The organism is Pseudomonas sp. D1-1, from assembly GCF_051132225.1.
Classification (GTDB): domain Bacteria; phylum Pseudomonadota; class Gammaproteobacteria; order Pseudomonadales; family Pseudomonadaceae; genus Aquipseudomonas.
In genome coordinates, this window is the sequence record NZ_CP071676.1 from 573,899 (window position 1) to 600,533 (window position 26,635).

Consider the following 26,635-nt stretch of genomic DNA (forward strand, 5'->3'; position numbering starts at 1 on the left):
GGATGGGCTCCGGCGGGAAATGAAGGGAATGTTTCCAACTCTAGCAGGTGTGGGCAAAAGATCATGCTGCGGCGACACCTGGCGCCCGCGGCGTCCACGACCGCCGCAGCGCCGGTCGGCCACGCTAGCTTTGCAGACGGCCCATTGACTGGGGATCGTAGGCTTTCATTTCGCCGACGCTGCGGGTGATATACAAGTGGTTGGCCGGGATACTTTTGTTGACGAAGGCGCCAGCGCCGACGATCACGTTGTCGCCCAGCTCCAAATCGTCTGAAATGATGCAGGCATGGGCGTGTACCCTGACGCCGTCACCGATACGCAAGAGCGCAGCCTCGCTTTGGCCCTTGATGCCCAGCGTGCAGTTCTGCCAGATCTTGAAGTCTTTGCCGATAACGGCGTGCGAGGTGATAACGATTCCATTCGGGTGCGCGATCCAAAGCCCTTCTCCAATGGTGGCGCCGAGCATGATCTCCACATTGAACTGGCGACTGATTCGCTCGTTCAGCAGTTTGCCGCGCCGTCTCCAGAACTTGCTGTCCTGCTGATGCATGGCGTAGGCCAGGCGAAACCAGAACAGATAGCGGTACCGGTTGATGCGCTGGCACTTCTGGTAAAGCCGGCGCCATCTGAACGGTTTGTCCAGGCCACCAAGAATTTCGATATGCCAGTAGCGTTTGGCTGATCGGAAAATATCAATGAGCATCGACAGCCTCTTTGCAAGACGCAGGGCCTGGTAAAAAACGCTGGGAAAGAATGATCCCGACAGGAAGCCAGAAGACGATCCAATAGACCCCGGGCCTGTTGAATACCGTGTGGTAGTCGAACATGGCCGTCACTATTGCGAAGATAAGCAGAGGAAAACCCGCCGAGCCTATAGGGTTTATCCAGGTTTTTCTGTCAACGGCGCAGATGAAAACATGGAAAACGGCCAGTAGCAGCAGCGCCGCCCCGACGACCCCGAACTCATAAAAGAACTGCAGGAACAGGTTGTGCACCTGGTTGTAGCATTGGGTTTCCAAAACGCAGATGTCAAAATTGCTCCCCGCGCCGGCCCCGAATAGCCAGAACTCTTCGATGCGGCTCAGCCAGCCAGCCCAGATCAGGTCGCGAAGGCTGAATCCACGACTTTGCTGATCGACGATGACTGGCCATAACCATGCAACTGCCACAAGAAAAAGAGCACCTGTGAGGTACAGCCATTTTCTTGTTCGTGGTGTGTGTTGGAACACCACGCTGGTGCAGATGGCCAGGCCATACCCAAGCCAGACGGCCCTTGAAAGGGTGCAGAACAGGTACAGCGACAGACCTGCCACGCACGCCATGTAGAAGACCCTGAGCCATGGCCCGCAGGGTTTGGTCAGCAGGAGGTGGAACCCGTAGATGCCAAAAAAACCGTAGTACAGCGCAGCGATGATCGGGTTCTTGAAATTCGCGTAGTCGCCATATCCCAGGTTGAACAAGCGTCCGCCCATGAAAAAGATGTTCTGGTCTTGCTGTACGAAATGAATCAGCAGGCCTGCGATTGCAAAGAGTCCTGCCACGGCGAAGGCAAACGTGAGGCTTTTTTCAAGCAGCCCCTCTCGAGCCAGTATATGCACAGTGCCGAGATACAAGGTCACGTAGAGCACGGTTTTGAACTGCGAGAAGGCGGATGTCGATGAGCCGGGGTTCAGGAATGCGATCAGCAATGAGAAGGCCAGCATCAGCAGGACCGGCCAATAGCGTTTCTGCATCAGGCTTTGGCGCAGGCGTGCGTCGACAATGCACAAGAGCAATGCAGGCAGGAACAGGCTCAGGTTGGAAATCGTCGTGTAGCTACTGCCGTCAGTGATGAAGAGTAGCCCTGTCAGGTGTACGGTGAATCCGATCATCAGAACTAGCACGGTGTATCTGGTAAAAACCGAACGTGTCATACCTATTCCAGGGGCAGTGAATGGGAGCCAGGGCTGAGGTTTCCAAGGCGTGGGGGAAGACCGCCGGCGATGGCAGCGACTCACGTCGCTGCCTCGGTGATCAAGCCTTGGGTAATGCCAGTCCTTGACCCATCTGCACCGGCGAGCCGGCTACCAGGTCTTCGGTCCACTTCACTTGATCCGGCCCGAACAGCACGATAGCGGTCGAACCCAGTTTGAAACGGCCCAGCTCGGCACCCTTCTCCAGGTGAATCGGCGCACGGGCGGCTTCGTCATAACGGAAGGTCTTGAGTTCGCGCTTGGGCGGTGTCACCAGGCCGGCCCAGACCGTCTCGATGGACGCCACGATCATTGCACCCACCAGCACCACGGCCATCGGCCCGCGTTCGGTGTCGAAAATGCACGCTACGCGTTCGTTGCGGGCGAACAGCTCCGGAACGTTCTCGGCAGTGGTCTGGTTGACCGAGAAAATGCGCCCCGGGATGTAGACCATTTCCCGCAGCGTGCCGGCCAACGGCATGTGCACGCGGTGGTAATCCTTGGGCGACAGGTAAATCGTTGCGAAGTCGCCGCCCATGAATGGCGCTGCGTTGGCCGCATCGCCGCCGAGCAGTTCCAGCACGCTGAAGCTGTGGCCCTTGGCCTGGAACACGCGGCCATGCTCGATCGGGCCGAGCTGGCTGACGGCGCCGTCGGCGGGGCTCAGAATCGCGCCTGGGGTTTGATCCAGAGGGCGGGCACCGTCTTTCAGCGCGCGGGTGAAGAAGGCGTTGAAGTGCTCGTAGGCGCTCAGGTCTTCCACCAGGGCCTGGGACATATCCACCTGGTAGCGCTTGGCGAACCAGGCCGTAAAGGCGTTCTTGAACCAGCGCACGCGGCATTCGGCAATGCAGCCGGCGAGGCGCGACAGCAAGTGGTGCGGCAGCAGGTATTGGGAAAGGATGAACAAGCGGTTCTTCATTAAATGTCCTTAGGAATCTTCAAAGCTCGATCGGGGTGTCAGGGTGGTTGCCCCATTCGCCCCAGGAACCGGCATAGCCTTTGACTCGCGGATAACCGAGCGCCTTGGCCACCAGATAGGTGAAGCCAGAGCGGTGATGAGTCTGGCAGTGGGTAACGATTTCCTTGTCGGGTGTAATACCCAACTGTTCGAGGATCTCGGGCATGTCCTTGCGAATGCGCAGGTTGCGCGTCGGGTCCATGCCGGCGGTCCATTCGAAGTTCACCGCGCCGGGAATATGGCCGCCCCTGGCCGCGACGACTTTTTCGCCGGAGTACTCCAGCGGGCCGCGTGCATCCCAGATGGCCAGGTCGGCAGCGCCGAGACGGCCTTGCAGGTATTCGCGGGTGGCAGTGGGTTCGTCGTGCAGCACAAGGCTCACCGGGCCTGCGCCGGGCGCGGGCATTTCAGTGGACACCGGCAGGCCCTCATCCAGCCAGGACAGCAAGCCACCGTCGAGGTAGTGATAATTCGAATGACCGATCACGTCCAACAGCCAGATGAAGCGCCCGGCCCAACCACCGCCTTCATCGTCATACACCACGTAGACGGCGTTGGGGTTGTGTCCGAGTTCGCCGAACAGCACCTCAAGGTCGGCTTTTGCCGGCAACAGGCCTGGGGCCGGAGGCTGACCCAGTTGCGTGCGCTTGGGATCGACGAAACGCGCGCCGGGGATGTGCCCGTTGCTGTAGCGGGCCGCGCTGGTGAGGTCCACCAGAATCAGCTCGGGAGCATCGAGGCGCGGCCGCAGTTCGCTCGGTTCGATTACCAGCGGCAAGCCAGAGAAGTCAGGCATGTGAGGCCTCCTGGGGCGCAAAGGGAAAGGATTGTAGCAAGTTCAGCGGCCGCGGTTGGTGAAGCTGTGCAGGGCGCGCTCGATGCACTGTACGGTTTTACCGAAAGCTTGTACCGTCACATCCGAAAACGGTCCGCCGCCCTGGTCTACCACCACCAGCATAATCACTCGACCGTTACAGGTCAGAGAGCGCAGCAGCAAGTGTTCGCCGCGAAACAGGCTGCGCAGGCCCGCTGGCAGCAATGCCGAATATTGGGCGTTGTTTTGCGGGGTCAGGCGAACCTGGGCCTGCTGGGCAAGTAATCGTTGCAGGATTTTGCTTTGGCTGATGGAGAAGCTCATGGCCGCCGCTTCCTTGGGCAAACCGGCAATCTGATGCACGCGCACGCTGGTCTGGCTGCGGTCGGCCATCAAGATCATGACCCGGCGCATGCCACATGCCGCTAGCGCATCCCGTGCCGAGGTGGTCAGGTGCATGGCGTTGCGGAACGGGCTCGGCTCCACCAGCAACGCGGCGCATTGTTTGCGCCATTGGCTCAGGTCCTGGGCGCTGGGCGGGGCGGCGGGCAGCAAACCTGGGTGGACCCGCTTGCTGCCCGGCGGCCAGATCAGCGCCACGGCGGGATGCCAGAGGTCCGGCATGGCGTGCTGACGCGCGCTGTTGGCGGCCTGTTGGTGAAGCTGTTGCTGAATGTCGTCCATCGGCATCTGCAGATACAGGCTGGTGAGGTATTGCCAGCGGGCACTGTGCGGGCTGTCCCACGCCTGCTGTGCCGAAAGTGCCAGGCCGTTGGCCAGCAGCACGGTGTTGGCTGGCTGATTGAGCCAGCGCCGCAGGGTCGGGTCGTCGTCCAGGCGATTCTGTTGGCGCAGTGGATGCTCACTGTCGCGCGCAATGCGCAGCACTTTGACCAGTTCGCGACGCTCGTTGAGCAGCAGGCGATAGCCCTGCGCTACCCAGATCGGCAGGCGCCAGGTCTCCACCAATGCCAGGCAGATTTTCAGCAGGCTGACGCCGAACAGTTCACGCTCCACTTCGCCGGCTGGCTGGCCTTTATGAACGACGCGCAGCTCCCATTCCCCGAGCAGTCGTGGATGAGTCAGGGCCAGCGGCCAGAGCGGTGACAGGAACAGCAGGCTGCCCCAATGGATGTCTTGCCACAGCCGCGCCAGGCGGCTGGCAAAAAAACCGTTGGCCTGTTGCGTGGCGTGCTGGCTGATCAATTGCAACTGGCGCAGGGCCAAGGGAATCTGCTGCCCCGGCAGTGAGGGCAGGCGAGCAAGCAGTTCTTCGGTGCGCTTGAGGCCGAGGCGGTTGATGGCCACCTCAAGGTTTTCCGCCGGTTCCGCCAGGGTACCGTGCGTGTGGTGGTTGGCTTCGCGAATGACACTCAGGGCCAGCGCGGGGCTGTCCTGCATCAATTCGGCGATGTCACGCAGCGAGCGGCGACTGTCGCCAATCGCCTTGCAGACCAGGTCGTGGCTGGCCTGGGGCACCGGCAGGTGCACGCCCTCGAGCAGCTTTACCCAGCCTTCGAGGGTGGTCGGTCTTGGAGTTGGGACGTTCGTTTCGTTAGCCATGGTTGGACGTGATCATCGCATGGGGTATCTACGCCCGGAACGGGGCAAAATTGGCTTTTCGCCGGAACTGGCTATAGTCTGGCGCAGTTTTGCCGATAAGTAGAAGAAGAGATTTTTCAGCTTCCGAATATGACCTTGAACCCGACTTAAATAAGTACTTTCTATCTATGGCTAAAATTATCGGCATCATCGTCGTGTTCGCGAGCGTGCTCGGCGGATACGTGCTCTCCCATGGCAAGATTGCCGCGCTGGTCCAGCCTTTCGAGGTGTTGATCATCGGCGGTGCAGCCCTTGGTGCATTCCTGCAGGCCAACCCTGGCTATATGACAATGCATGTGCTCAAGAAATCCTTGAGCATGTTCGGCTCGCGTTTCAGCCACACCTTCTATCTCGAGGTGCTGGGGCTGGTCTACGAGATCCTCAACAAAAGCCGCCGCGAAGGCATGATGGCGATCGAGGGTGACATCGAAGACGCCGCCGCCAGCCCGATCTTCGCCAAGTACCCCTCGGTGCTGAAAGACGAGCGCATGACGGCGTTCATCTGTGACTACCTGCGCATCATGTCGTCCGGCAACATGGCCCCCCATGAGCTTGAAGGTTTGTTCGACATGGAGCTGTACAGCCTCAAGGAAGACCTCGAGCACCCGTCTCATGCAGTCAACGGCATCGCCGACGGCATGCCCGGCTTCGGTATCGTTGCGGCGGTATTGGGCATCGTGGTGACCATGGCATCCCTGGGTGAAGGCGATCAGGCGTCGATCGGCCTGCACGTGGGCGCGGCATTGGTGGGTACTTTCTTCGGTATTCTGGCGGCGTACGGTTTCTTCGGCCCGCTGGCCCATTCCCTGGCGCATGACGCCAAGGAAGAGCTCAACGTCTATGAGGCCATCAAGGCTTCCCTGGTGGCTTCGGCCTCGGGCATGCCGCCGTCCCTGGCGGTGGAGTTCGGTCGCAAGGTCCTGTACCCGGCGCACCGTCCAAGCTTCGCCGAGCTGGAACAAGCGGTTCGCGGTCGTTAAGTTATGGAAAATAACCAGCCCATTATAGTCAAGCGCGTCAAGCGCATTGCCGGCGGGCACCACGGGGGCGCCTGGAAAATTGCCTTCGCCGACTTCGCCACGGCGATGATGGCGTTCTTCCTGGTGCTGTGGCTGCTGTCCACCGCGACCCCGGAACAGAAAATCGCCATCGCCGGTTACTTCAAGGATCCGATCGGTTTTTCCGAGAGCGGCACGCCCTACATCATCGACCTGGGCGGCTCGCCGGTCCTGGCGCCGGAAAATACCCTCAACCCCGAGGTCAAATCCCAGCCTCAGCCTGACAAGGCGACGGTCGACGCCAATGAGGCCGAAGGCATGGCCGAGCAGGTCGAGCGCGAACGCCTGGAATTGCTCCTGCAGGAATTGCAGAACAAGGTTGAAGAGAACCCGGAACTGCAGAAATTCAAGGACCAGATCCTTTTCGAGATCACACCGAACGGCCTGCGCATCCAGATCATGGACGCCGATAACCGTCCGATGTTCGACTCTGGCAGTGCGCGCCTGAAGCCGTATTTCGAAGACATCCTGCTGGCCATGGCCGATACCATCAAAGCGGTGCCGAACAAGATCAGCATCAGTGGCCACACCGATGCCAAGCCTTACGTCGGCAAAGGCGACTTCGGTAACTGGGAACTGTCGGCCAACCGGGCCAACGCGGCACGGCGTGCCCTGGTGGCGGGCAGCTATCCGGATGAGCAGGTGGCGCGGGTCGTCGGTTATGCGTCTTCGGCACTGTTCGATCGCAAGGATCCGTTCAACCCGGTCAACCGCCGCATCGACATCGTGGTGTTGACCAAGAAAGCCCAGAAAGCCATCGAAGGTTCGCAAACCGACGATCCGGCGCCAGACCCGGCCCCGGGCGAGGGCGCGCCGGGCGAAGTGCCTGCATCGCCCGCCACGCCTGGCGCGGCCGCCGATCCGAACGCGCTGCCGGCGGACCAGCAACCAGTGCCGGCCCATGAGTTGCGCGAGCGCCTGAACCTGTTCGACGACGCCGCGCCGAAACCGGCGGAGCCGCCAGCGCAGTGATCTGACTGGCGATCGCAAACCTGTGGCGAGGGGATTTATCTGTGGCGAGGGGATTTATCCCCGCTGGGCTGCGTAGCAGCCCTGTTGTTCATCTACATGGAAAGGGGGGCGCTTCGCACCCCAGCGGGGATAAATCCCCTCGCCACAATCAGTAACTGCTTTCCGGCAAGCTCGCGATGATCGAGCGGTAGCTGTTCATCCGTTGTTGATGCACGCGGCCTTCTTCCAGCGCCTTGAGCAAGGCGCAGCCGGGTTCGCGGTCGTGCTTGCAGTCGCGGAAGCGGCAGGTGCCGATCAGGTCGTTGAACTCGATGAACCCGGCTTCGACATCCGCCCGGCTGACGTGGCCCAGGCCAAACTCGCGGATGCCCGGCGAGTCGATCAGCTCACCGCCGCCGGGAAAGTGGAACAGCCGCGCGGTGGTGGTGGTGTGGGTGCCCTGGCCGGACAGCTCGGACAACGGCCCGACGCGGGTCTCGACTTCCGGCAGCAGGCTGTTGACCAATGAAGACTTGCCGACGCCGGACTGGCCGACGAACACGCTGATGCGCCCGTCGAGTTGCTGCTGCAATTGCTCCATGCCGTTGCCGTGGTGGGCCGAGACTTCCAGCACCGGGTAACCCAGATCCCGATAGACCGACAGCAGGGCGTTCAGCGCCGGGGCGTTGTGTTCGTCGATCAGGTCGAACTTGTTGAGCAACAGCAACGGGCGGATGCCGGCGTGTTCGGCCGCCACCAGGTAACGGTCGATCAGGTTGGCGTGGGGCTCAGGCAGCGGGGCGAAGACAATCACGATCATGTCGACGTTGGCCGCCACCGGCTTGAGCTGGCCCCGGCTGTCCGGGCGGCACAGCTCGGTGTGGCGCGGCAGTTGCGCGACGATCACGCCGATGCCCTGGTTGCCGGCCCGCCAGACCACCTGGTCGCCGGTCACCAGCGCCGGCAGGTTGGCCCGCAAATGGCAACGGAATACCTGGCCGGCCAACTCGCCTTCCTGGGCCTCGACCTCGACCTGGACGCCGAAATGCGCGATCACCAGTCCGGTCTGCTCAGGGCCCAGGTCTCCGCCCTCCAGGGCCTCGACGGCACTGGATTCACGTTTGGCTGCGCGGGCGGCGCGCTCGCCCTGGATCTTTTCGATGCGCCAGTTCTGACGACGATTGAGTTGGCGTTTGGCCATGGGTGTTCCGTATGAAGAAATGCAGCGAATAGGGTAAAACGGCGGCGAGTTTAGCACGCCCGACCGGTTGCCTAGGCTAAACTGCGCAGCTAAGCCGAGGAGCTCCCCCATGCAAAACCCGCAGAACCTGATCTGGATCGACCTGGAAATGACCGGTCTGAACCCTGACACCGACGTCATCATCGAAATGGCCACCATCGTCACCGACAGCGATCTCAACACCCTGGCCGAGGGTCCGGTGATTGCGATCCACCACAGTGATGAGGTGCTGGCCGGCATGGACGAGTGGAACACCCGCCAGCACGGCGGCTCGGGACTGACCCAACGGGTGCGCGAGAGCAGGATCAGCATGGCCGAGGCCGAAGCCCAGACCATCGCCTTCCTGGAACAATGGGTGCCAAGGGGCAAGTCGCCGATCTGTGGCAACAGCATCTGCCAGGACCGTCGCTTCCTTTATACCCACATGAAATCCCTCGAAAGCTATTTCCATTACCGCAACCTGGATGTCTCCACACTCAAGGAGCTGGCCGCTCGCTGGGCGCCAGAAGTGCGTGACAGTTTCCAGAAGGGCAGCACCCACCTGGCCCTGGACGACATCCGCGAATCCATCGCCGAGTTGCAGCATTATCGCAAGCACTTCATCAAGTTCTGATTCAAGCGCCGAGCGCTCTTGTGGCGAGGGGATTTATCCCCGTTGGGCTGCGTAGCAGCCCCAAAACCTGATGCCCCGCTGTGTCAGGTTGCTTGGTGTCAGGCGTATCAGGGGCTGCTGCGCAGCCCAGCGGGGATAAATCCCCTCGCCACGGGTATTGTATTGGGCAGGTCGTAGCTGCCCCCTTTTGGTGCCTGCCCAAACTGGCTAGACTGCGCGCCTTCCCGCAAGGACTGCCACCATGCTGCTGATGCTGTATCTGATCGCCATTACCGCCGAAGCCATGACCGGCGCCTTGTCTGCCGGGCGGCGTGGCATGGACTGGTTCGGCGTGGTGCTGATCGCCTGTATCACGGCGCTGGGTGGCGGCTCGGTGCGCGACGTGCTGCTGGGGCATTACCCGCTGACCTGGGTCAAGCATCCGGAATACCTGGTGCTGACGACCGCGGCGGCCATGTTGACGGTATTCCTCGCGCGCTGGATGCGTCACCTGCGCTCGCTGTTCCTGGTGCTCGATGCCGTCGGGCTGGTGGCGTTTACCTTGATCGGCTGCATGACCGCGCTGGAAATGGGCCATGGCATGTTGGTGGCCTCGGTCAGTGGGGTGATTACCGGGGTTTTTGGCGGCATTCTCCGGGATATCTTCTGTAACGACATCCCGTTGATTTTCCGTCGCGAACTCTATGCCAGCGTCTCGTTCGCCGCTGCGTGGTGCTACCTGCTGTGTGTCTACCTGCAATTGCCCAGCGAGCAGGCGATTCTGATCACCCTGTTTGGTGGTTTCCTGCTGCGGCTCCTGGCGATCCGGTTTCACTGGGAAATGCCCAAGTTCGTCTATAACGACGAAGTCTGACGCTCGGCATGTTGGCGCAGCGCCCATTGCACATGTTCCTGCACCAGGGCTGACGGATAATCCTGTCGAGCCTTCAACGCCTCCAGCACGGGAATTGTCGTCGGCGCATTGCCAAGCCCCACCGCCAGGTTACGCAGCCAGCGCTCATAACCGGCGCGGCGTAATGGCGAACCTTCGGTGCTGCTGAGAAACCTGTCCTCATCCCACATGAACAGCTCGGCCAGTTCGGCATTGTCCAGGTTGTGGCGTGGCTTGAAGTCGCCTTCCGCAGAGGGCCGGGCGAAGCGATTCCACGGGCAGACGATCTGGCAGTCATCGCAACCGAACACCCGATTGCCGATCAGCGGCCGCAGCTCCTCGGGGATAGCGTTTTTCAGTTCGATCGTGAGGTAGGAGATGCAACGCCGGGCATCCAATACGTAGGGACCAACGAAGGCGTTGGTCGGACAGATGTCCAGGCAGGCGGTGCATTTTCCGCAATGCTCGGTGCCGTGGGGCGGGTCCACCGGCAGCGGCAGGTCGACGAACAGCTCGCTGAGGAAGAAATAGCTCCCGGCCTTGCGGTTCAACACCAGCGTATTTTTGCCGATCCAGCCCAGCCCTGCCTGTTCGGCTATGGCTTTTTCCAGCACCGGTGCGCTGTCGACGAACGCGCGATAGCCGAAGGGGCCGATGGCTGCCTGGATTTTTTCTGCTAATTGCTGCACGCGTTTACGGATCAATTTGTGGTAATCGCGGCCCAACGCATAACGCGAGACGTAGGCTTTTTCCGGTTCGCCAAGCAATTGCGCCATTCGGGTGTCGCCCGGCAGGTAGTCCATGCGCAGGGACACCACCCGCAATGTGCCGGGCACCAGTTCTTCCGGGTGCGAGCGTTTGCTGCCGTGGGCGCCCATGTAATCCATTTCGCCGTGGTAGCCGGCTTCGAGCCAGCGTTGCAAGTGCTGCTCATGCTCGCCAAGGTCCAGGCCGCTGATGCCGACTTGCTGGAAGCCCAGCTCGCGGCCCCAGTCCTTGATGGATTGGGCGAGGGCGGGGAGGTCTGTGGGAATGGCAGGCATGAGGCGAGAGAAACCGGAGCTGAGATGCGTATAATTCTGCCAGACATCGGAGCCCGAAGACGCATGCCGCAGACTAAAGATGAATTTCCCGACGCGCTGTACAGTGCCGCGCAAGTCCGGGCCCTCGACGCACAACTGATCGTGGCGGGCACCAGCGGCTTCGAATTGATGCAGCGCGCCGCCCGCGCCACCTGGCGAGCGATCGTTCGGCGCTGGCCTGAAGCCGGCGAGTTGACCGTATTCGCCGGCCATGGCAACAACGCCGGCGATGGCTACCTGGTGGCGACTCTGGCCCGGCGTGCCGGCTGGGCGGTCCGGGTACTGGCGGTAGGCGAGCCCCGGCGGTTGCTGGGTGATGCCGCCAATGCCCATGCCGAAGCCGTGGCGGTTGGTGTGCCGGTGGAACCTTGGGCGGATGATTGCGAATTGCGCGGTGTCCTGCTCGACGCGTTGCTCGGCACCGGGGCGAGCGGTGACGTTCGCGAACCGTATGTTCGGGCAATCGACACCATCAATGTCAGCGGGTTACCGGTCGCTGCGGTGGATATCCCTTCCGGGTTGTGTGCCGACACCGGTCGGGTGCTGGGTACCGCAGTGACGGCGGACCTGACCGTGACCTTCATTGGCCTGAAGCTCGGTCTGTTCACCGGCGATGCGGCGGATCGGGTGGGAGAGTTGGTATTCAACGACCTGCACGCGGACCCGGACTTCGTTGACGCGGCGCCGGCCAGCGCTCGATTGCTCTTGCCGCATAACCTGCCGCGTCTGCCGCCCCGTGCGCCTTCAGCCCACAAGGGCAAGTTTGGTCATGTGCTGTTGATTGGCGGCGACCGCGGTTTTGGCGGCGCCATCCAGATGAGCGCCGAAAGCGCCTTGCGCAGCGGTGCGGGGATGGTTTCGATGGCGACCCGCAGCGAGCACGTGGCCGCCGCGCTGGTGCGTTTGCCCGAGGTGATGGTGCAAGGCACCCATTCGGCTAACCAGTTGATGGGGTTGCTCAAGCAGGCCAGCGTGCTGGTGGTGGGGCCGGGCCTTGGCCAGGCCGCTTGGGGGCGCAGCCTGTTGTCGGCGGCGGCCAATGCGTCGCTGCCGCAGGTGTGGGATGCCGATGCGCTGAATTTGTTGAGCCATGGCATGGTCAGTCTGCCGGAGCAGTGCCTCATCACCCCGCATCCGGGCGAGGCCGCGCGACTGCTGGGGATTTCCACCGTGCAGGTGCAGGCCGATCGTCCAGCGGCGGCCCACGCATTGAGCAAAAAATACCGAGCCAGCGTGATTCTCAAAGGCGCCGGTAGCCTGATCGCCAGCCCGGACGGGCGCCTGGCGGTTTGCGGTCAGGGTCATCCGGCGATGGCCACCGCTGGCCTGGGGGATGTCCTCGCTGGCGTGGCCGGCGCTTTGCTGGCCCAGGGAATGGAAGGATTCGAAGCCGCGTGCCTGGCCGTCTGGCTGCATGCCAATGCCGGGGTGCAGGTCGGTCGCTCGGGCCGCGGATTGGCCGCGACCGATCTGATTCCGGCCATTCGTCAGTTGTTGGAGGAGCACTCACCGTGTCTGAAGTAACCCTGTACGTGGCGGACGAACAAGCCATGACACAATTTGGCGCCCGCATCGCGCAGACCACCGCAGGCCATGGTCTGATTTTTCTCGAAGGCGACCTTGGCGCGGGGAAAACCACCCTGTCCCGTGGCATCATTCGCGGCCTCGGGCATGTCGGCTCGGTCAAGAGCCCCACGTTCACGTTGGTCGAGCCCTACGAGATCGGTGATACCCGCGCCTTCCATTTCGACCTGTATCGACTGGTCGATCCTGAGGAGCTGGAGTTTCTCGGGATCCGTGATTATTTCGAAGATGACGCCTTGTGCCTGATCGAATGGCCTCAGAAGGGTGCAGGCTTTTTGCCAAAGCCCGACCTGACCATTACCATTGGCGCGCAGAACGGCGGGCGTTCGCTGAAACTGACGCCGCAAGGCTCGCGTGGCGAGTCGTGGTGTGCCGCTCTGGCACTGGAAAACTAATTGATGATGGGGTTTGGTATGCGCTTTCGCGCGGTGGTTGCTGTCGTAGGACTGTTGCTTACGGCACTGGCCGTCGATGCTGTGGCTGAGACAAAGGTCAACAGTGTTCGCCTCTGGCGGGCGCCGGACAACACCCGGCTGGTGTTCGACCTGACAGGCCCGGTGCAGCACAGCGTGTTCACCCTCGCGGCCCCGGATCGCCTGGTGATCGACATCAACGGTGCATCCCTGGGCGCGCCGCTGAACGTGCCCACGGCCAACACGCCGATTACCGCGATGCGTTCGGCCCAGCGCACGCCCACCGACCTGCGAGTGGTCATCGACCTGAAACAGGCCGTGACCCCGAAGAGTTTCACCCTCGCACCCAATGCCCAGTACGGTAACCGGTTGGTGGTGGATCTGTTCGATAACCCGGCCGACGCCGCGCCTGCGCCACCGCCCCCGACCAAGGTCGCGACGGTGCCTGCCGTGCCGGTCACACCCACCGAGCCTGCGCTCAAGCTGCCACCGGCGCCAGCCGGCAAACGCGACATCATCGTGGTCATCGATGCCGGCCACGGTGGCGAAGACCCGGGCGCCTCGGGCTCGCGCGGTCAGCGTGAGAAAGACGTGGTGCTGGCCATCGCCCGGGAGTTGCAGCGCCAGGTCAACGGCATGAAAGGCTTTCGCGCCGAGCTGACCCGCACTGGCGACTACTTCATTCCGTTGCGTGGCCGCACCGAGATCGCCCGCAAGAAAGGTGCGGACCTGTTCGTCTCGATCCACGCCGACGCCGCGCCTTCGAAGGCTGCGTTCGGCGCCTCGGTATTTGCCCTGTCCGATCGTGGCGCCACTTCCGAGACGGCGCGCTGGCTGGCCGACAGTGAAAACCGTTCCGACCTGATCGGCGGTGCCGGCAATGTCAGCCTCGACGACAAGGACCGGATGCTTGCCGGCGTGTTGCTGGATCTGTCGATGACCGCCTCGTTGACGTCAAGCCTCAACGTTGGGCAGAAGGTCCTGAGCAACATCGGCCGCGTTACCCCGCTGCACAAGCAACGCGTCGAACAGGCCGGATTCATGGTGCTCAAGTCGCCGGACATCCCGTCGATCCTCGTGGAAACCGGGTTTATCTCCAACGCCAACGAAGCCTCGAAACTGTCCTCCGCGAGCCACCAGCAGGCCCTGGCCCGTTCCATCAGCAGCGGTGTGCGGCAGTTCTTCCAGCAGAACCCGCCGCCGGGTACCTACATCGCCTGGCTGCGCGATTCGGGCAAGATTGCCCAGGGACCGCGGGATCATCGCGTCAGTCCTGGCGAAACCCTGGCGATGATCGCGGTGCGCTACCAGGTGTCGCCCGCTACCTTGCGCAGCGCCAATAACCTGCAGAGTGACGAGCTGAAGATCGGACAGACCCTGACCATTCCCGGCAACGAAGTGGCGGTCAAGCAATGACGGATGAAGTGATTGGCGGCAACGCTCGCATCGAACTGCTCAGCCCGCGGTTGGCGAACCAGATCGCCGCCGGTGAGGTGGTCGAGCGCCCGGCGTCGGTGATCAAGGAACTGCTGGAAAACAGCCTCGACTCCGGTGCCAAGCGCATCGACGTCGATGTCGAGCAAGGTGGCGTCAAGCTGCTGCGGGTGCGCGATGACGGTCGCGGCATTCCCGCCGACGACCTGCCGCTGGCGCTGGCTCGCCACGCCACCAGCAAGATTCGCGACCTGGAAGACCTTGAGCGGGTCATGAGCCTGGGGTTTCGTGGCGAGGCGCTGGCGTCCATCAGCTCGGTGTCGCGCCTGACGCTGACGTCCCGCACCCGCGATGCCGACCAGGCCTGGCAGGTCGAGACCGAAGGCCGCGACATGGCTTCTCGCGTCCAGCCCGCCGCCCATCCGGTGGGCACCTCGGTGGAAGTGCGCGACCTGTTCTTCAATACCCCGGCCCGGCGCAAGTTCCTCAAGGCCGAGAAAACCGAGTTCGATCATTTGCAGGAAGTCATCAAGCGCCTGGCCCTGGCGCGTTTTGACGTGGCTTTCCATTTGCGCCACAACGGCAAGACCATCCTCAGCCTGCACGAGGCCCACGATGATGCGGCCCGCGCCCGGCGCGTGGGCGCGGTGTGCGGTGCGGGTTTCCTCGAGCAGGCATTGCCCATCGAGGTGGAGCGCAATGGCCTGCACCTGTGGGGCTGGGTCGGCTTGCCGACGTTCTCTCGCAGCCAGGCGGACTTGCAGTATTTCTATGTGAATGGCCGCGCGGTGCGCGACAAGCTCGTGGCCCACGCGGTGCGCCAGGCTTATCGCGATGTGCTGTTCAACGGTCGGCATCCGACCTTCGTGCTGTTTTTCGAGGTCGACCCTTCGGTGGTGGACGTCAACGTGCACCCGACCAAGCATGAAGTGCGGTTCCGTGACGGGCGCATGGTCCATGACTTCCTTTACGGCACTTTGCATCGCGCCCTGGGCGACGTGCGTCCTGAAGATCAATTGGCGGCCCCGGCGGCGGTGGCCGGCATGGTCCGGCCAAGCGGATTGGAAGCTGGCGAATTCGGTCCCCAAGGCGAAATGCGCCTTGCGGCCAACGCGCTGCTTGAGCAACCCCAGCCCCAGCCGGTCTATAACACGGCCGGCAGCGGTGCCGGCAGCGGCTATCAATACCAATACACACCGCGTCCTCAGTCGAATGTGCCGGCGGCGGAGGCCCAGGCTGCCTATCGCGAATTTTTCAAGCCGTTGCAGGAGGCTGGTGCGGCGGCATTGCCCGATGGCCAGGGCGATATCCCGCCGCTAGGCTATGCCCTGGCGCAGCTCAAAGGCATCTACATTCTTTCCGAAAACGCCCAGGGCCTGGTCCTGGTGGACATGCATGCCGCCCATGAGCGGATCATGTACGAGCGGCTGAAGATCGCCATGGCCAGCGAAGGCTTGAGCGGGCAACCGCTGCTGGTGCCCGAGTCCCTGGCTGTCAGTCAGCGCGAAGCCGATTGCGCCGATGAGCATGTGAGCTGGTTCCAGCGCCTGGGCTTCGAGTTGCAGCGCCTGGGCCCGGAGACCCTGGCGATCCGGCAGATCCCGGCCTTGCTGAAACAGGCCGAGGCCAATCGCCTGGTCAGCGACGTGCTGGCGGACCTGATGGAGTACGGCACCAGTGACCGGATCCAGGCGCATCTGAACGAACTGCTCGGCACCATGGCCTGCCACGGCGCAATCCGCGCCAACCGGCGCCTGGCCCTGCCGGAAATGAACGGTCTGCTGCGGGACATGGAAAACACCGAGCGCAGCGGTCAATGCAACCATGGCCGGCCGACCTGGACCCAATTGGGCCTGGACGACCTGGACAAACTGTTCCTGCGCGGTCGCTGATGAACCAGCTCCCTCCGGCGATCTTCCTGATGGGGCCGACGGCCGCCGGCAAGACCGACCTGGCCATCGAACTGACCAAGGTGCTGCCCTGCGAGTTGATCAGCGTCGACTCGGCCTTGGTCTATCGGGGCATGGACATCGGCACCGCCAAGCCATCGAAGGAACTGCTGGCTGAATATCCGCACCGCCTGATCGATATCCTCGACCCGGCCGACGCTTACTCGGCAGCCGATTTCCGGCGTGATGCGCTCCAGGCCATGGCCGAGATCACCGCGCGGGGCAAGATTCCGCTGCTGGTGGGCGGCACCATGCTCTATTACAAGGCCTTGGTCGACGGGCTGGCGGACATGCCGGCGGCCGATCCCGAGGTGCGCGCGCAGATCGAAGAAGAGGCTGCGCGCCTTGGCTGGCAAGCGCTTCACGAGCAATTGGCGCTGATCGATCCCGAGTCGGCGGCGCGTATTCACCCCAACGACCCGCAGCGGCTCAGCCGAGCGCTGGAGGTTTATCGGGTCAGCGGCCAGAGCATGACGGCCCTGCGCCAGCGACAATCTGCGCAAAGTACTGAAGCAGCCGCTTCGGGACTGCAACAATTGCCCTATACTGTCGCGAATCTGGCCATCGCTCCGGCGAACCGGCAAGTGTTGCATCAGCGTATTGAACAAAGATTCACATTGATGTTGGAACAGGGGTTCATAGACGAGGTCGTAGCCCTGCGTGAGCGAAGTGACCTGCATGCCGGGTTGCCGTCTATACGTGCGGTAGGTTATCGACAAGTCTGGGATTACCTGGACGGCAAGCTGACGTCAGCCGAGATGCGCGAGCGTGGGATTATCGCCACGCGCCAATTGGCGAAGCGCCAGTTCACCTGGTTGCGCAGCTGGACTGACTTGCATTGGCTCGACAGCCTTGATTGCGACAATCTGCCACGCGCCTTGAAATACCTTGGGACCATCTCCATATTGAGCTGAGTCCTTGCAATTGCCGTCTATCCTTGGGGGTGTGACGGCCCAAGCCATCTGATTCCGATTTTTATAATTGATCCTTAAAGGAGTGCGGCACATGTCAAAAGGGCATTCGCTACAAGACCCTTACTTGAACACTTTACGTAAAGAAAAAGTTGGGGTGTCCATCTATCTGGTCAACGGGATCAAACTGCAAGGCACGATCGAGTCTTTCGACCAGTTCGTCATCCTGCTGAAAAACACCGTCAGCCAGATGGTCTACAAACACGCTATCTCGACGGTAGTGCCGGTTCGTCCAATTCGTCTGCCTAGCGCAACCGAATCCGAAGGCGCTGACGCTGAGCCGGGTAACGCTTGATAGGAGCCTCCTTTGTTCTTTGAGCGCCACGGTGGTGGTGAACGGACTATTCTCGTTCACTTGGAAGGACAGGACCCTGAGGCGCGCGAAGATCCGCAGGAGTTTCAGGAATTGGCAATTTCGGCCGGCGCCGAGACCGTCGCGTTTGTCAACGTGCCGCGTCATCGGCCAACCGCCAAGTTCCTGATCGGCAGTGGCAAGGTCGAGGAGTTGCGCGACCTGGTCAAGGCCGAGCACATCGATCTGGTGATTTTCAATCACATCCTTACGCCCAGTCAGGAACGTAACCTCGAACGTGTCTTCGAGTGTCGCGTGATCGACCGCACCGGGCTGATTCTCGATATCTTTGCCCAACGCGCGCGTACCCATGAAGGCAAGCTCCAGGTCGAACTGGCCCAGCTTGAGCACATGAGCACACGGCTGGTTCGCGGCTGGACTCACCTTGAGCGCCAGAAAGGCGGTATCGGCCTGCGTGGCCCGGGTGAAACCCAGCTGGAAACCGACCGGCGCCTGCTGCGGGTTCGCCTGCGCCAGATCAAGGGGCGACTGGAGAAGGTCCGCAGCCAGCGCGAGCAGTCGCGACGCGGCCGCAAGCGGGCGGACATCCCGACGGTTTCACTGGTGGGGTATACCAACGCCGGCAAATCGACGCTGTTCAATCACGTTACCCAGTCCGACGTCTACGCGGCCGACCAGTTGTTCGCCACGCTCGACCCGACCCTGCGCCGGCTCGACCTGGACGACCTCGGGCCGATCGTACTGGCCGACACCGTGGGCTTCATCCGGCACCTGCCGCATAAACTGGTCGAGGCTTTCCGGGCTACGCTCGAAGAGTCGAGCAACTCCGACCTGCTGCTGCATGTGATCGATGCTGCCGAGCCGGACCGGATGCTGCAGATCGAGCAGGTCATGGTGGTGCTGGGCGAGATCGGGGCGCAGGACTTGCCGATCCTCGAGGTATACAACAAACTCGATTTGCTCGAGGGCGTGGAACCGCAGATCCAGCGTGATGCCGACGGCAAGCCGCAGCGGGTCTGGCTGTCGGCGCGTGATGGCAGCGGCCTGGACCTGCTCAAGCAGGCCGTGGCGGAGCTGCTGGGCGACGACCTGTTTGTCGGCACCCTGAAGCTGCCACAGCGTTTTGCCCGGCTGCGTGCCCAGTTCTTCGAGCTGGGGGCGGTGCAGAAAGAAGAACACGACGAAGACGGTGTCTGCCTGCTGGCCGTTCGCCTGCCTCGGTCGGAACTGAACCGGCTGGTCAGTCGTGAAGGGCTGCAACCGATGGAATTCATCGAGCAACACACTTTGCAATAAAAGCCTGAGAAAGCTGTGTCAGGCATTCTGTAGCATTGGCCGGCGCGCCGTGGGTGCGTCTTTGCTTTATCAGATGGAGAGCGCTATGGCTTGGAATGAGCCGGGTGGCAACTCGAACAACCAGGATCCCTGGGGCGGCAAGCGTCGTAACAACGGCGACCGCAAGGGACCACCGGATCTCGACGAGGCCTTCCGCAAGCTGCAGGAAAGCCTGAACGGTTTGTTCGGTGGTGGTAAGAAACGCGGTGACGATGGCGGCGGCCGTCCGGGCAGAGGCGGTGGCTTCGGCCTGCTCGGCATCGGTCTTGTCGTGCTTGCGGCTGTCTGGCTGTACAGCGCGGTGTATGTCGTGGACGAGCAGGAGCAAGCCGTGGTGCTGCGCTTCGGCAAGTACTACGAAACCGTCGGCCCGGGCCTGAACATCTATTTCCCGCCGATCGACCAGAAGTACATGGAGAACGTCACGCGTGAGCGTGCCTACACCAAGCAGGGCCAGATGCTCACCGAGGACGAGAACATCGTCGAAGTGCCGCTGACCGTGCAATACAAGATCACCAACCTGCAGGACTTCGTGCTGAACGTCGACCAGCCGGAAATCAGCCTGCAACACGCGACTGAGAGTGCCTTGCGCCATGTGGTGGGCTCCACCGCCATGGACCAGGTGCTGACCGAAGGTCGCGAGCTGATGGCCAGCGAAATCAAGGAGCGTCTGCAACGCTTCCTCGACACCTATCGCACCGGTATCACTGTCACCCAGGTCAACGTGCAGAGCGCAGCGGCACCGCGTGAAGTCCAGGAAGCCTTCGACGACGTGATCCGTGCCCGTGAAGACGAGCAGCGTTCGCGCAACCAGGCCGAAACCTACGCCAACGGCGTCGTGCCGGAAGCCCGTGGCCAGGCCCAGCGCATCATCGAGGATGCCAACGGTTATCGCGACGAAGTGGTTTCCCGCGCCAAGGGTGAGGCTGATCGCTTCACCAAGCTGGTGGCCGAGTATCGCAAGGCTCCTGAAGTGACCCGCCAGCGTCTGTACCTGGACACCATGCAGGAAGTCTTCAGTAATACCAGCAAGGTCCTCGTGACCGGCAACAAGAACGGCCAGAGCAATCTGCTGTACCTGCCGCTGGACAAGATGGTCGAGAGCGGTCGCAACACCGGCACGCCGTCAACCGGCGCGGCGGCAGCCGCCAGCAATGAAGCCAATGCCCGCGCGGCGGCGGACCTGCAGCAACAGCAAGCACGTACCAGGGAGAGTCGCTGATGAGCAATAAATCGCTGATCGCCCTTATTGTCGGTGTCGTCGTGGCGATCGCTGCCTGGAACTGCTTCTACATCGTGGCTCAGACCGAGCGTGCGGTGTTGCTGCAGTTCGGTCGCGTGGTCCAGGCTGATGTCCAGCCGGGGCTGCATGTGAAAGTGCCGTACGTCAACAAGGTGCGCAAGTTCGACGCCCGCCTGATGACGCTGGACGCGCCGACGCAGCGCTTCCTGACGCTGGAAAAGAAAGCCGTGATGGTCGATGCCTATGCCAAGTGGCGCGTGAAGGATGCCGAGCGCTTCTACACCGCGACGTCCGGCCTCAAGCAGATCGCTGACGAACGTCTGTCCCGTCGCCTGGAATCGGGTCTGCGTGACCAGTTCGGTAAGCGTACCCTGCATGAAGTGGTCTCCGGTGAGCGCGATGCGCTCATGTCCGACATCACCCGTTCGCTGAACACGATGGCGGAAAAAGAGCTGGGTATCGAAGTGGTCGATGTCCGCGTCAAGGCCATCGACCTGCCGAAGGAAGTGAACCGCAGCGTGTTCGAGCGCATGAGCACCGAGCGTGAGCGTGAAGCCCGCGAGCACCGTGCCAAGGGTAACGAGCTGGCTGAAGGCATCCGTGCCGACGCCGATCGCCAACGCCGTGTGCTGCTGGCCGAAGCCTATCGCGAGTCGGAAGAAGTCCGTGGTGATGGCGATGCCCAGGCCGCAGCGATCTACGCCAAGGCCTACGGCCAGGATCAGGAGTTCTACGCGTTCTATCGTAGCCTGCGCGCCTACCGTGAAAGCTTCGCGAACAAGTCCGACGTTCTGGTCCTGGACCCAAGCAGCGACTTTTTCCACTACCTGGAAAAGGCCAAGCCTTGATGCGACGTTGACCTGAAGCACTCCGCCCGGCGGCTAAAACGTCGGGCGGGGTGATCCTTTGGGAAAACGTGTGTATGATGCGGCAGCCGGGAAATTCCCGGCTTTTTTGCGTCTGCACGTTCGATTGTGGTGTTGGTTGCAGGCGTCGGGTGAAATGACCCGACAGGTTTTTCGAGGAAAGTGCTTGGCGAGGCCGATTCAAGGCCATTCGTCACGTCGCCCTTGCGCGTGGTTTGCGGTTTTTCGCATGGCGCGGGCATTTTCTGCTTCACTCAAGGCCAGCCCGAAAGTTGGCCGCCCGGATCATAGGGGAATGGCGTAATGGCAACGGTAGACCGCTGGCTGCTGCCAGATGGCATCGAAGAAGTACTGCCACCGGAGGCCGCGCGTATCGAAGTAGCGCGTCGGCAGGTGTTGGATCTGTTCCAGAGCTGGGGTTACGAATTTGTCGTGACCCCGCATATCGAGTACCTGGAATCCCTGCTGACCGGCGCGGGCCAGGACCTGGATCTGCGCACCTTCAAGGTCATCGATCCGCAGTCGGGTCGGCAGATGGGTTTTCGGGCCGACATCACGCCACAAGTGGCGCGCATCGATGCCCACACCCTGCGTCGTGAAGGTCCGAGCCGCCTGTGCTACGCCGGCAGTGTCCTGCATGCCTTGCCGCGTGCCTTGTCGTCTTCGCGCAGCCCGATCCAGCTGGGCGCCGAGCTGTACGGCGACGCGAGCCCGAGCAGCGACGTGGAAGTCATCAGCCTGATGCTGGCCATGCTGCAACTGGCTGACGTGCCGGATGTCCACATGGACCTGGGCCATGTCGGCATCTACCGCGGCCTGGCACGTGCGGCCGGCCTGTCCGGCGAAGTGGAACAGCAGTTGTTCGATGCGTTGCAGCGCAAGGCCATCGACGAAGTCATCAGCCTGACCGAAGGCCTGCCGACACAATTGTCCGGCATGCTGCGGGCATTGGTGGATCTGTGTGGCGGCCGTGAGGTGCTGGGCGCCGCTCGCGAGCGTCTGGCCGGTGCGCCGGCCCCTGTGCTGGCGGCCCTTGATGACTTGTTGGCGATTGCCGAGCGTCTGTCGGTGCGTTTCCCGGAGCTGCCGTTGTATTTCGACCTGGGTGAACTGCGCGGTTATCACTACCACACCGGCGTGGTGTTCGCGGTGTTCGTACCGGGCGTTGGCCAGTCCATCGCCCAAGGCGGTCGCTACGACGACATCGGTGCCGATTTCGGTCGTGCCCGTCCGGCGACCGGCTTCTCTACCGATTTGAAAACCCTGGTGACCCTGGGGCGTGCTGAGATCGAGTTACCGTCTGGCGGTATCTGGATGCCTGACAGTACGGATGCGGCACTCTGGCAGATGGTCTGCCAGTTGCGCGGTGAGGGTCAGCGTGTCGTCCAGGCATTGCCTGGGCAACCTTTGGCCGCCGCCCGTGAAGCGGACTGCGACCGGCAATTGATTCAGCAGAACGGGCTTTGGCAAGTATTGCCGCTGGCTTCTTGAGTTTTCCTGCCGGCCATCGCCGGCACCAAGTTTGCGCGAATGAGGACAAGTGTTATGGGTAAGAATGTCGTAGTCCTGGGCACCCAGTGGGGTGATGAGGGCAAAGGCAAGATCGTTGATCTGCTGACCGAACATGCTGCCGCCGTAGTGCGCTACCAGGGTGGCCACAACGCAGGTCACACCTTGGTGATCGACGGTGAGAAAACCGTTCTGCACCTGATCCCCTCGGGCGTGCTGCGCGAAGGCGTGCAGTGCCTGATCGGCAATGGCGTGGTGGTTGCCCCCGACGCCCTGCTGCGGGAAATCATCAAGCTGGAAGAGAAGGGTGTACCGGTGCGCGAGCGCCTGCGCATCAGCCCGTCCTGCCCGCTGATCCTGTCCTATCACGTTGCGCTGGACCAGGCCCGTGAAAAGGCCCGTGGCGAGCTGAAGATCGGCACCACCGGTCGCGGCATCGGCCCGGCCTATGAAGACAAGGTCGCCCGTCGCGGCCTGCGCATCGGCGACCTGTTCCACCGCGAACGTTTCGCCGCCAAGCTGGGTGAGTTGCTGGACTACCACAACTTTGTCCTGGTCAATTACTACAAAGAGCCGGCCATCGACTTCCAGAAGACCCTGGACGAGTGCATGGAATACGCCGAGCTGCTCAAGCCGATGATGCTCGACGTTACCGCCGAGCTGCACGAGCTGCGCCGTGCCGGCAAGGACATCATGTTCGAAGGCGCCCAGGGTTCGCTGCTGGATATCGACCACGGCACCTACCCGTACGTCACCAGCTCCAACACCACCGCTGGCGGCATCGCCACCGGTTCGGGTTTTGGCCCGATGTACCTGGACTACATCCTCGGCATCACCAAGGCCTACACCACCCGCGTCGGTTCGGGCCCGTTCCCGACCGAGCTGTTCGACGACGTCGGTGCCTTCCTGGCCAAGCGCGGCCACGAGTTCGGTGCCACCACCGGCCGTGCCCGTCGTTGCGGCTGGTTCGATGCCGTCATCCTGCGTCGCGCCATCGACGTCAACAGCATCTCGGGCCTGTGCCTGACCAAGCTGGACGTGCTGGACGGCCTGGAGACCATCAACATCTGCGTGGGCTACAAGAACCAGGACGGCGCCGTCATCGACGCACCGACCGATGCAGACAGCTACATTGGCCTGGAGCCGGTGTACGAGCAGATGCCAGGCTGGACCGAATCGACCGTGGGCGCCAAGACCCTGGAAGAGCTGCCCGTGGCGGCCCGCAACTACATCAAGCGCGTCGAAGAGCTGGTCGGTGCGCCGATCGACATTATTTCGACGGGGCCGGACCGCAACGAAACCATCGTTCTGCGTCACCCTTTCGCCTGATAAGTCGTTGATGTAACACACAAAGGACCCTCGTTTGGGTCCTTTGTCGTCTCTGTCTGTCAGACGGCACGACCTTTGCTACGCACCCTTGATAATAAGTACTTCTTGTGAAGTGCCATCAATTTACTGGCGTTAGTAGAGGGATTCCCCTGTGTCGGCCGTTCTCTCACTGTTACAAAGCCGTTTGCTGCGGCCTGTTTTCGTTACGCTCGGTATCGCCCTTTTGGTGCAGGTACTGGTCGCCGTTGCGCTGACCCGAAGCACGGTCACTGCGCTGGAGGCCGACCTGAACGCGCGCCTTGGGGCTGACAGCCAGAAACTCTCCGGTGAGCTGGAGCAGGCCGGGCGTGAAGTCACCTCCAGCCTCGATAGCCTTTCCGCCAGCACCCGCCAACGGTTGAACGCCGGTTTGTCCTCGCGGCTGAAGGAGGAACAGGCCCATCTGCGTGCGACTCTGGAAAAAGACCTGAGGGATTCCGCCAATGATATGGCGCAGCTTTTGGCCTCGGTCGCGCCTCGCGCCATGTGGGACAGCGACGTGCCGACCCTTTCCGAATTCGCCCGCCGCGCCCAGCGCAATCCCAACGTGTTGTTCGTCATCTATGACGACGCTGCCGGCGAACACCTGACTCGTTATCTGAACCGTGAAAACCCGATCAACAAGGCCCTGCTGGAAAAAGGCAAGGGCGAGCGAGCACTGGACAAGGTGCTGGACGCGGCGAAGAACGACCCGTCGGTCTATTACCTCGAAGCGTCGATCAACCCCAACGGTGTGGAAATTGGCAAAGTGCTGATGGGCGTTTCTACCGCCTCGGTGGAAACCGATCTGAAAGCGCTGGACCAGCGCTTCTCCGCATTGATCGCCAGCAGTGACCAATTGGTCGGTGACAGCCTCAAGGGCGCAGCCGCGGACAGCGCCACCGCCATGCGTGGCCGCCTGGGCTCGGCGCAGGCAACCGCCACGCAAATGCAGACCAATACCGCCGCCACCGTGCAGGAGGCTGCGGGAACGTTGCGCTGGCGCATCGGCCTGGGCCTGGCGCTGGTTGGGTTCGGCGTGCTGGCATTGCTGGCCGTGGTGCTGGGGCGGCGAGTGGTCAATCGCTTGAAGCTGTTGATTGCAGCGATGAACGACCTGGCGGCGGGCGAGGGCGATCTGACCAAGCGTGTACAGATCAGCAGCAAGGATGAAATTGGCGACATGGCTTCGGCGGTCAATCGTTTTGTCGACAAATTGCAACCTATCGTGCGTGAAGCGGGTGACGTGGCCCAGCGCACCGGCCAGGAAATCGGTGCAATGACCCTGCGCAACTCCGGCGCCGACGCGGCGGCCGGCATGCAGCGCGACGAAGTGGCCGAGAGCCTGCGGGCCCTGTCGCAGATGGCTGATGAGGCGCAGTCGGAAAGCCAGGCGATGCAGGCGGCCTTGCAGCAGGTAGTGGAGATCCGCCAGGCCACCGATGAAACGACCCGCACCGCGGCCAAGGTCGGCGGCTTGATCGAAGCGCTGGCCGGACAGGTCGACACCGGGGCGAAGGTCATCGAGCGGCTGGCGCAGCAGAGCGAGCAGATCGAAGTGGTCCTGACGGTTATCCATGGCATCGCCGAGCAAACCAACCTGCTGGCGTTGAACGCGGCCATCGAAGCGGCGCGGGCAGGCGAAACCGGGCGCGGATTTGCAGTGGTGGCGGACGAGGTGCGGGCACTGGCGAGCAAGACCCAGAGTTCGACCGGCGACATCCAGGCGCATATCGTCGCCTTGCAACAAGGTGCGCGCGAAGCGGTGGCTGCGATTGGCCAGGCTGGACGACAAGCGAACGAGGGTCTGGCGGTGCTGCGAGACAGCGCGCGGCTGCAGCAATCAGTGCAGGCTTCGGTCGAGCAGGTCCACGCGGCCATCGGCCTGGCGACCCAGGCAGCGGCGCATCAGGCCCAGGGCGCCCAAGCGGTGCGCGGACGGGTGGAAACCATCCACGCCCAGGCCGAAAAAGCCGCCCAGGCGGTGGTCGAGACCACTGCCAGCGGCAAGGTGTTGGACAGTCTGGCGGCGCAGTTGAAGGCGAGCCTGGGGCAGTTCAGGGCCTGATCAGGTGGAGGCGATGACGGACTGACAGTTTGACCGGGTACATATCCGTTGCTGTAGTAACGGCTGCTTAGGGTTCCGCCCTGACGGCGGCTCACTTTTATGAAGCGCAAAAGTAAGCAAAACGCTTTTGCCCCACCACTCGGTGCCTCGCTTGGGCTCGGCATGCCCTCACTCCGGCATTGCTCCGTGGGCCCGCCGCGAAGGGCCGTCCCTGGCCCAGCGCGGCTATCCCGGCATCCATGCCGGGATGCCCACTGCGCAATGCCTGCGTTCGGCCAGCGTGGTTAACGGGGCGCCGAGATCAACATCCACGGCGAGGCGGCCTGACAGCCGACCTGGCTCTTCGGTTGTATTCCAATCCCATTGTGGGAGCGAGCCTGCTCGCGAAGGCGGCACATTCAACGCTGATGCAAGCTGACCCACCGCTTTCGCGAGCAGGCTCGCTCTCACGCTGATCTC

Annotated in this window: 23 protein-coding genes; 16 read left to right on the forward strand and 7 right to left on the reverse strand. The window is 62.3% G+C overall.

Annotated features, from left to right (window positions below):
* Positions 1–124 precede the first annotated feature (124 nt).
* From J3P86_RS02445 to J3P86_RS02465, 5 genes are all read right to left on the reverse strand, one after another.
* Positions 125–703, reverse strand: a complete 579-nt coding sequence (locus J3P86_RS02445; RefSeq protein WP_305497220.1) for a serine acetyltransferase — start codon at positions 701–703, stop codon at positions 125–127.
* On the reverse strand, positions 693–1,913 hold the full coding sequence (locus J3P86_RS02450) for an O-antigen ligase family protein (RefSeq protein WP_434626386.1): 1,221 nt from the start codon (positions 1,911–1,913) through the stop codon (positions 693–695). The genes J3P86_RS02445 and J3P86_RS02450 overlap by 11 nt, the downstream gene beginning before the upstream one ends.
* 100 nt (positions 1,914–2,013) lie before the next feature.
* Positions 2,014–2,874, reverse strand: a complete 861-nt coding sequence (gene asd, locus J3P86_RS02455; RefSeq protein ID WP_434626385.1) for an archaetidylserine decarboxylase — start codon at positions 2,872–2,874, stop codon at positions 2,014–2,016.
* Positions 2,875–2,893: 19 nt separating this feature from the next.
* Positions 2,894–3,709 (reverse strand): rhodanese-like domain-containing protein, encoded by an 816-nt coding sequence (locus J3P86_RS02460; protein WP_434699350.1) that lies wholly within the window; start codon positions 3,707–3,709, stop codon positions 2,894–2,896.
* A 42-nt stretch (positions 3,710–3,751) separates the two neighbouring features.
* Entirely contained in the window at positions 3,752–5,290 is a 1,539-nt protein-coding gene (locus J3P86_RS02465) for an HDOD domain-containing protein (protein ID WP_434626382.1), read from the reverse strand.
* A 167-nt stretch (positions 5,291–5,457) separates the two neighbouring features.
* Here J3P86_RS02465 and motA point away from each other — a divergent pair, with 167 nt between their 5' ends.
* Positions 5,458–6,309 (forward strand): flagellar motor stator protein MotA, encoded by an 852-nt coding sequence (gene motA, locus J3P86_RS02470; RefSeq protein WP_305497215.1) that lies wholly within the window; start codon positions 5,458–5,460, stop codon positions 6,307–6,309.
* A 3-nt stretch (positions 6,310–6,312) separates the two neighbouring features.
* The gene (gene motB, locus J3P86_RS02475) at positions 6,313–7,359 is read left to right on the forward strand and encodes a flagellar motor protein MotB (protein ID WP_434602651.1); all 1,047 of its coding nucleotides are present in this window, start codon (positions 6,313–6,315) and stop codon (positions 7,357–7,359) included.
* 148 nt (positions 7,360–7,507) lie between these two features.
* On the opposite strand, the gene rsgA is transcribed toward motB, so the two are convergent.
* Entirely contained in the window at positions 7,508–8,539 is a 1,032-nt protein-coding gene (gene rsgA / locus J3P86_RS02480) for a small ribosomal subunit biogenesis GTPase RsgA (protein ID WP_217861119.1), read from the reverse strand.
* A 109-nt stretch (positions 8,540–8,648) separates the two neighbouring features.
* Between rsgA and orn the strand changes: the two genes are divergently transcribed.
* Together orn and J3P86_RS02490 are read left to right on the forward strand one after the other, a co-directional pair.
* On the forward strand, positions 8,649–9,191 hold the full coding sequence (orn, locus tag J3P86_RS02485) for an oligoribonuclease (protein WP_305497212.1): 543 nt from the start codon (positions 8,649–8,651) through the stop codon (positions 9,189–9,191).
* 241 nt (positions 9,192–9,432) lie between these two features.
* The gene (locus J3P86_RS02490) at positions 9,433–10,044 is read left to right on the forward strand and encodes a trimeric intracellular cation channel family protein (RefSeq protein ID WP_305497211.1); all 612 of its coding nucleotides are present in this window, start codon (positions 9,433–9,435) and stop codon (positions 10,042–10,044) included.
* Here the strand turns inward: J3P86_RS02490 and queG are convergent.
* On the reverse strand, positions 10,026–11,105 hold the full coding sequence (gene queG, locus J3P86_RS02495) for a tRNA epoxyqueuosine(34) reductase QueG (RefSeq protein WP_434626381.1): 1,080 nt from the start codon (positions 11,103–11,105) through the stop codon (positions 10,026–10,028). The genes J3P86_RS02490 and queG overlap by 19 nt on opposite strands.
* Before the next feature lie 63 nt (positions 11,106–11,168).
* Between queG and J3P86_RS02500 the strand changes: the two genes are divergently transcribed.
* The 12 genes from J3P86_RS02500 to J3P86_RS02555 all read left to right on the forward strand — a co-directional run bounded on the left by J3P86_RS02500 (position 11,169) and on the right by J3P86_RS02555 (position 26,176).
* Positions 11,169–12,668: an NAD(P)H-hydrate dehydratase gene (locus tag J3P86_RS02500; protein ID WP_434626380.1), complete on the forward strand. Its 1,500-nt coding sequence runs from the start codon at positions 11,169–11,171 to the stop codon at positions 12,666–12,668.
* Positions 12,656–13,123 (forward strand): tRNA (adenosine(37)-N6)-threonylcarbamoyltransferase complex ATPase subunit type 1 TsaE, encoded by a 468-nt coding sequence (tsaE, locus tag J3P86_RS02505; protein ID WP_434626378.1) that lies wholly within the window; start codon positions 12,656–12,658, stop codon positions 13,121–13,123. Before J3P86_RS02500 ends, tsaE begins: the two co-directional genes overlap by 13 nt.
* A gap of 3 nt (positions 13,124–13,126) precedes the next feature.
* Positions 13,127–14,557, forward strand: coding sequence for an N-acetylmuramoyl-L-alanine amidase (locus tag J3P86_RS02510; RefSeq protein WP_370871022.1), 1,431 nt, complete (start codon positions 13,127–13,129; stop codon positions 14,555–14,557).
* Positions 14,554–16,467: a DNA mismatch repair endonuclease MutL gene (mutL, locus tag J3P86_RS02515; RefSeq protein ID WP_434699351.1), complete on the forward strand. Its 1,914-nt coding sequence runs from the start codon at positions 14,554–14,556 to the stop codon at positions 16,465–16,467. Before J3P86_RS02510 ends, mutL begins: the two co-directional genes overlap by 4 nt.
* Entirely contained in the window at positions 16,467–17,438 is a 972-nt protein-coding gene (gene miaA, locus J3P86_RS02520) for a tRNA (adenosine(37)-N6)-dimethylallyltransferase MiaA (RefSeq protein WP_434699352.1), read from the forward strand. Before mutL ends, miaA begins: the two co-directional genes overlap by 1 nt.
* Positions 17,439–17,529: 91 nt before the next feature.
* Positions 17,530–17,790, forward strand: a complete 261-nt coding sequence (gene hfq / locus J3P86_RS02525; protein WP_058546527.1) for an RNA chaperone Hfq — start codon at positions 17,530–17,532, stop codon at positions 17,788–17,790.
* A 12-nt stretch (positions 17,791–17,802) separates the two neighbouring features.
* Complete coding sequence (gene hflX / locus J3P86_RS02530) at positions 17,803–19,104, forward strand: ribosome rescue GTPase HflX (protein ID WP_434626375.1); 1,302 nt, start codon at positions 17,803–17,805, stop codon at positions 19,102–19,104.
* Between the two features lie 85 nt (positions 19,105–19,189).
* Complete coding sequence (gene hflK, locus J3P86_RS02535; protein WP_434626374.1) at positions 19,190–20,365, forward strand: FtsH protease activity modulator HflK; 1,176 nt, start codon at positions 19,190–19,192, stop codon at positions 20,363–20,365.
* Positions 20,365–21,234 (forward strand): protease modulator HflC, encoded by an 870-nt coding sequence (gene hflC / locus J3P86_RS02540; protein WP_305497195.1) that lies wholly within the window; start codon positions 20,365–20,367, stop codon positions 21,232–21,234. Before hflK ends, hflC begins: the two co-directional genes overlap by 1 nt.
* 321 nt (positions 21,235–21,555) lie before the next feature.
* Positions 21,556–22,743, forward strand: coding sequence for an ATP phosphoribosyltransferase regulatory subunit (locus tag J3P86_RS02545; protein ID WP_434626373.1), 1,188 nt, complete (start codon positions 21,556–21,558; stop codon positions 22,741–22,743).
* 54 nt (positions 22,744–22,797) lie between these two features.
* Entirely contained in the window at positions 22,798–24,090 is a 1,293-nt protein-coding gene (locus tag J3P86_RS02550) for an adenylosuccinate synthase (protein ID WP_003186407.1), read from the forward strand.
* A gap of 151 nt (positions 24,091–24,241) precedes the next feature.
* The gene (locus J3P86_RS02555) at positions 24,242–26,176 is read left to right on the forward strand and encodes a methyl-accepting chemotaxis protein (protein ID WP_434626372.1); all 1,935 of its coding nucleotides are present in this window, start codon (positions 24,242–24,244) and stop codon (positions 26,174–26,176) included.
* Positions 26,177–26,635 lie beyond the last annotated feature (459 nt).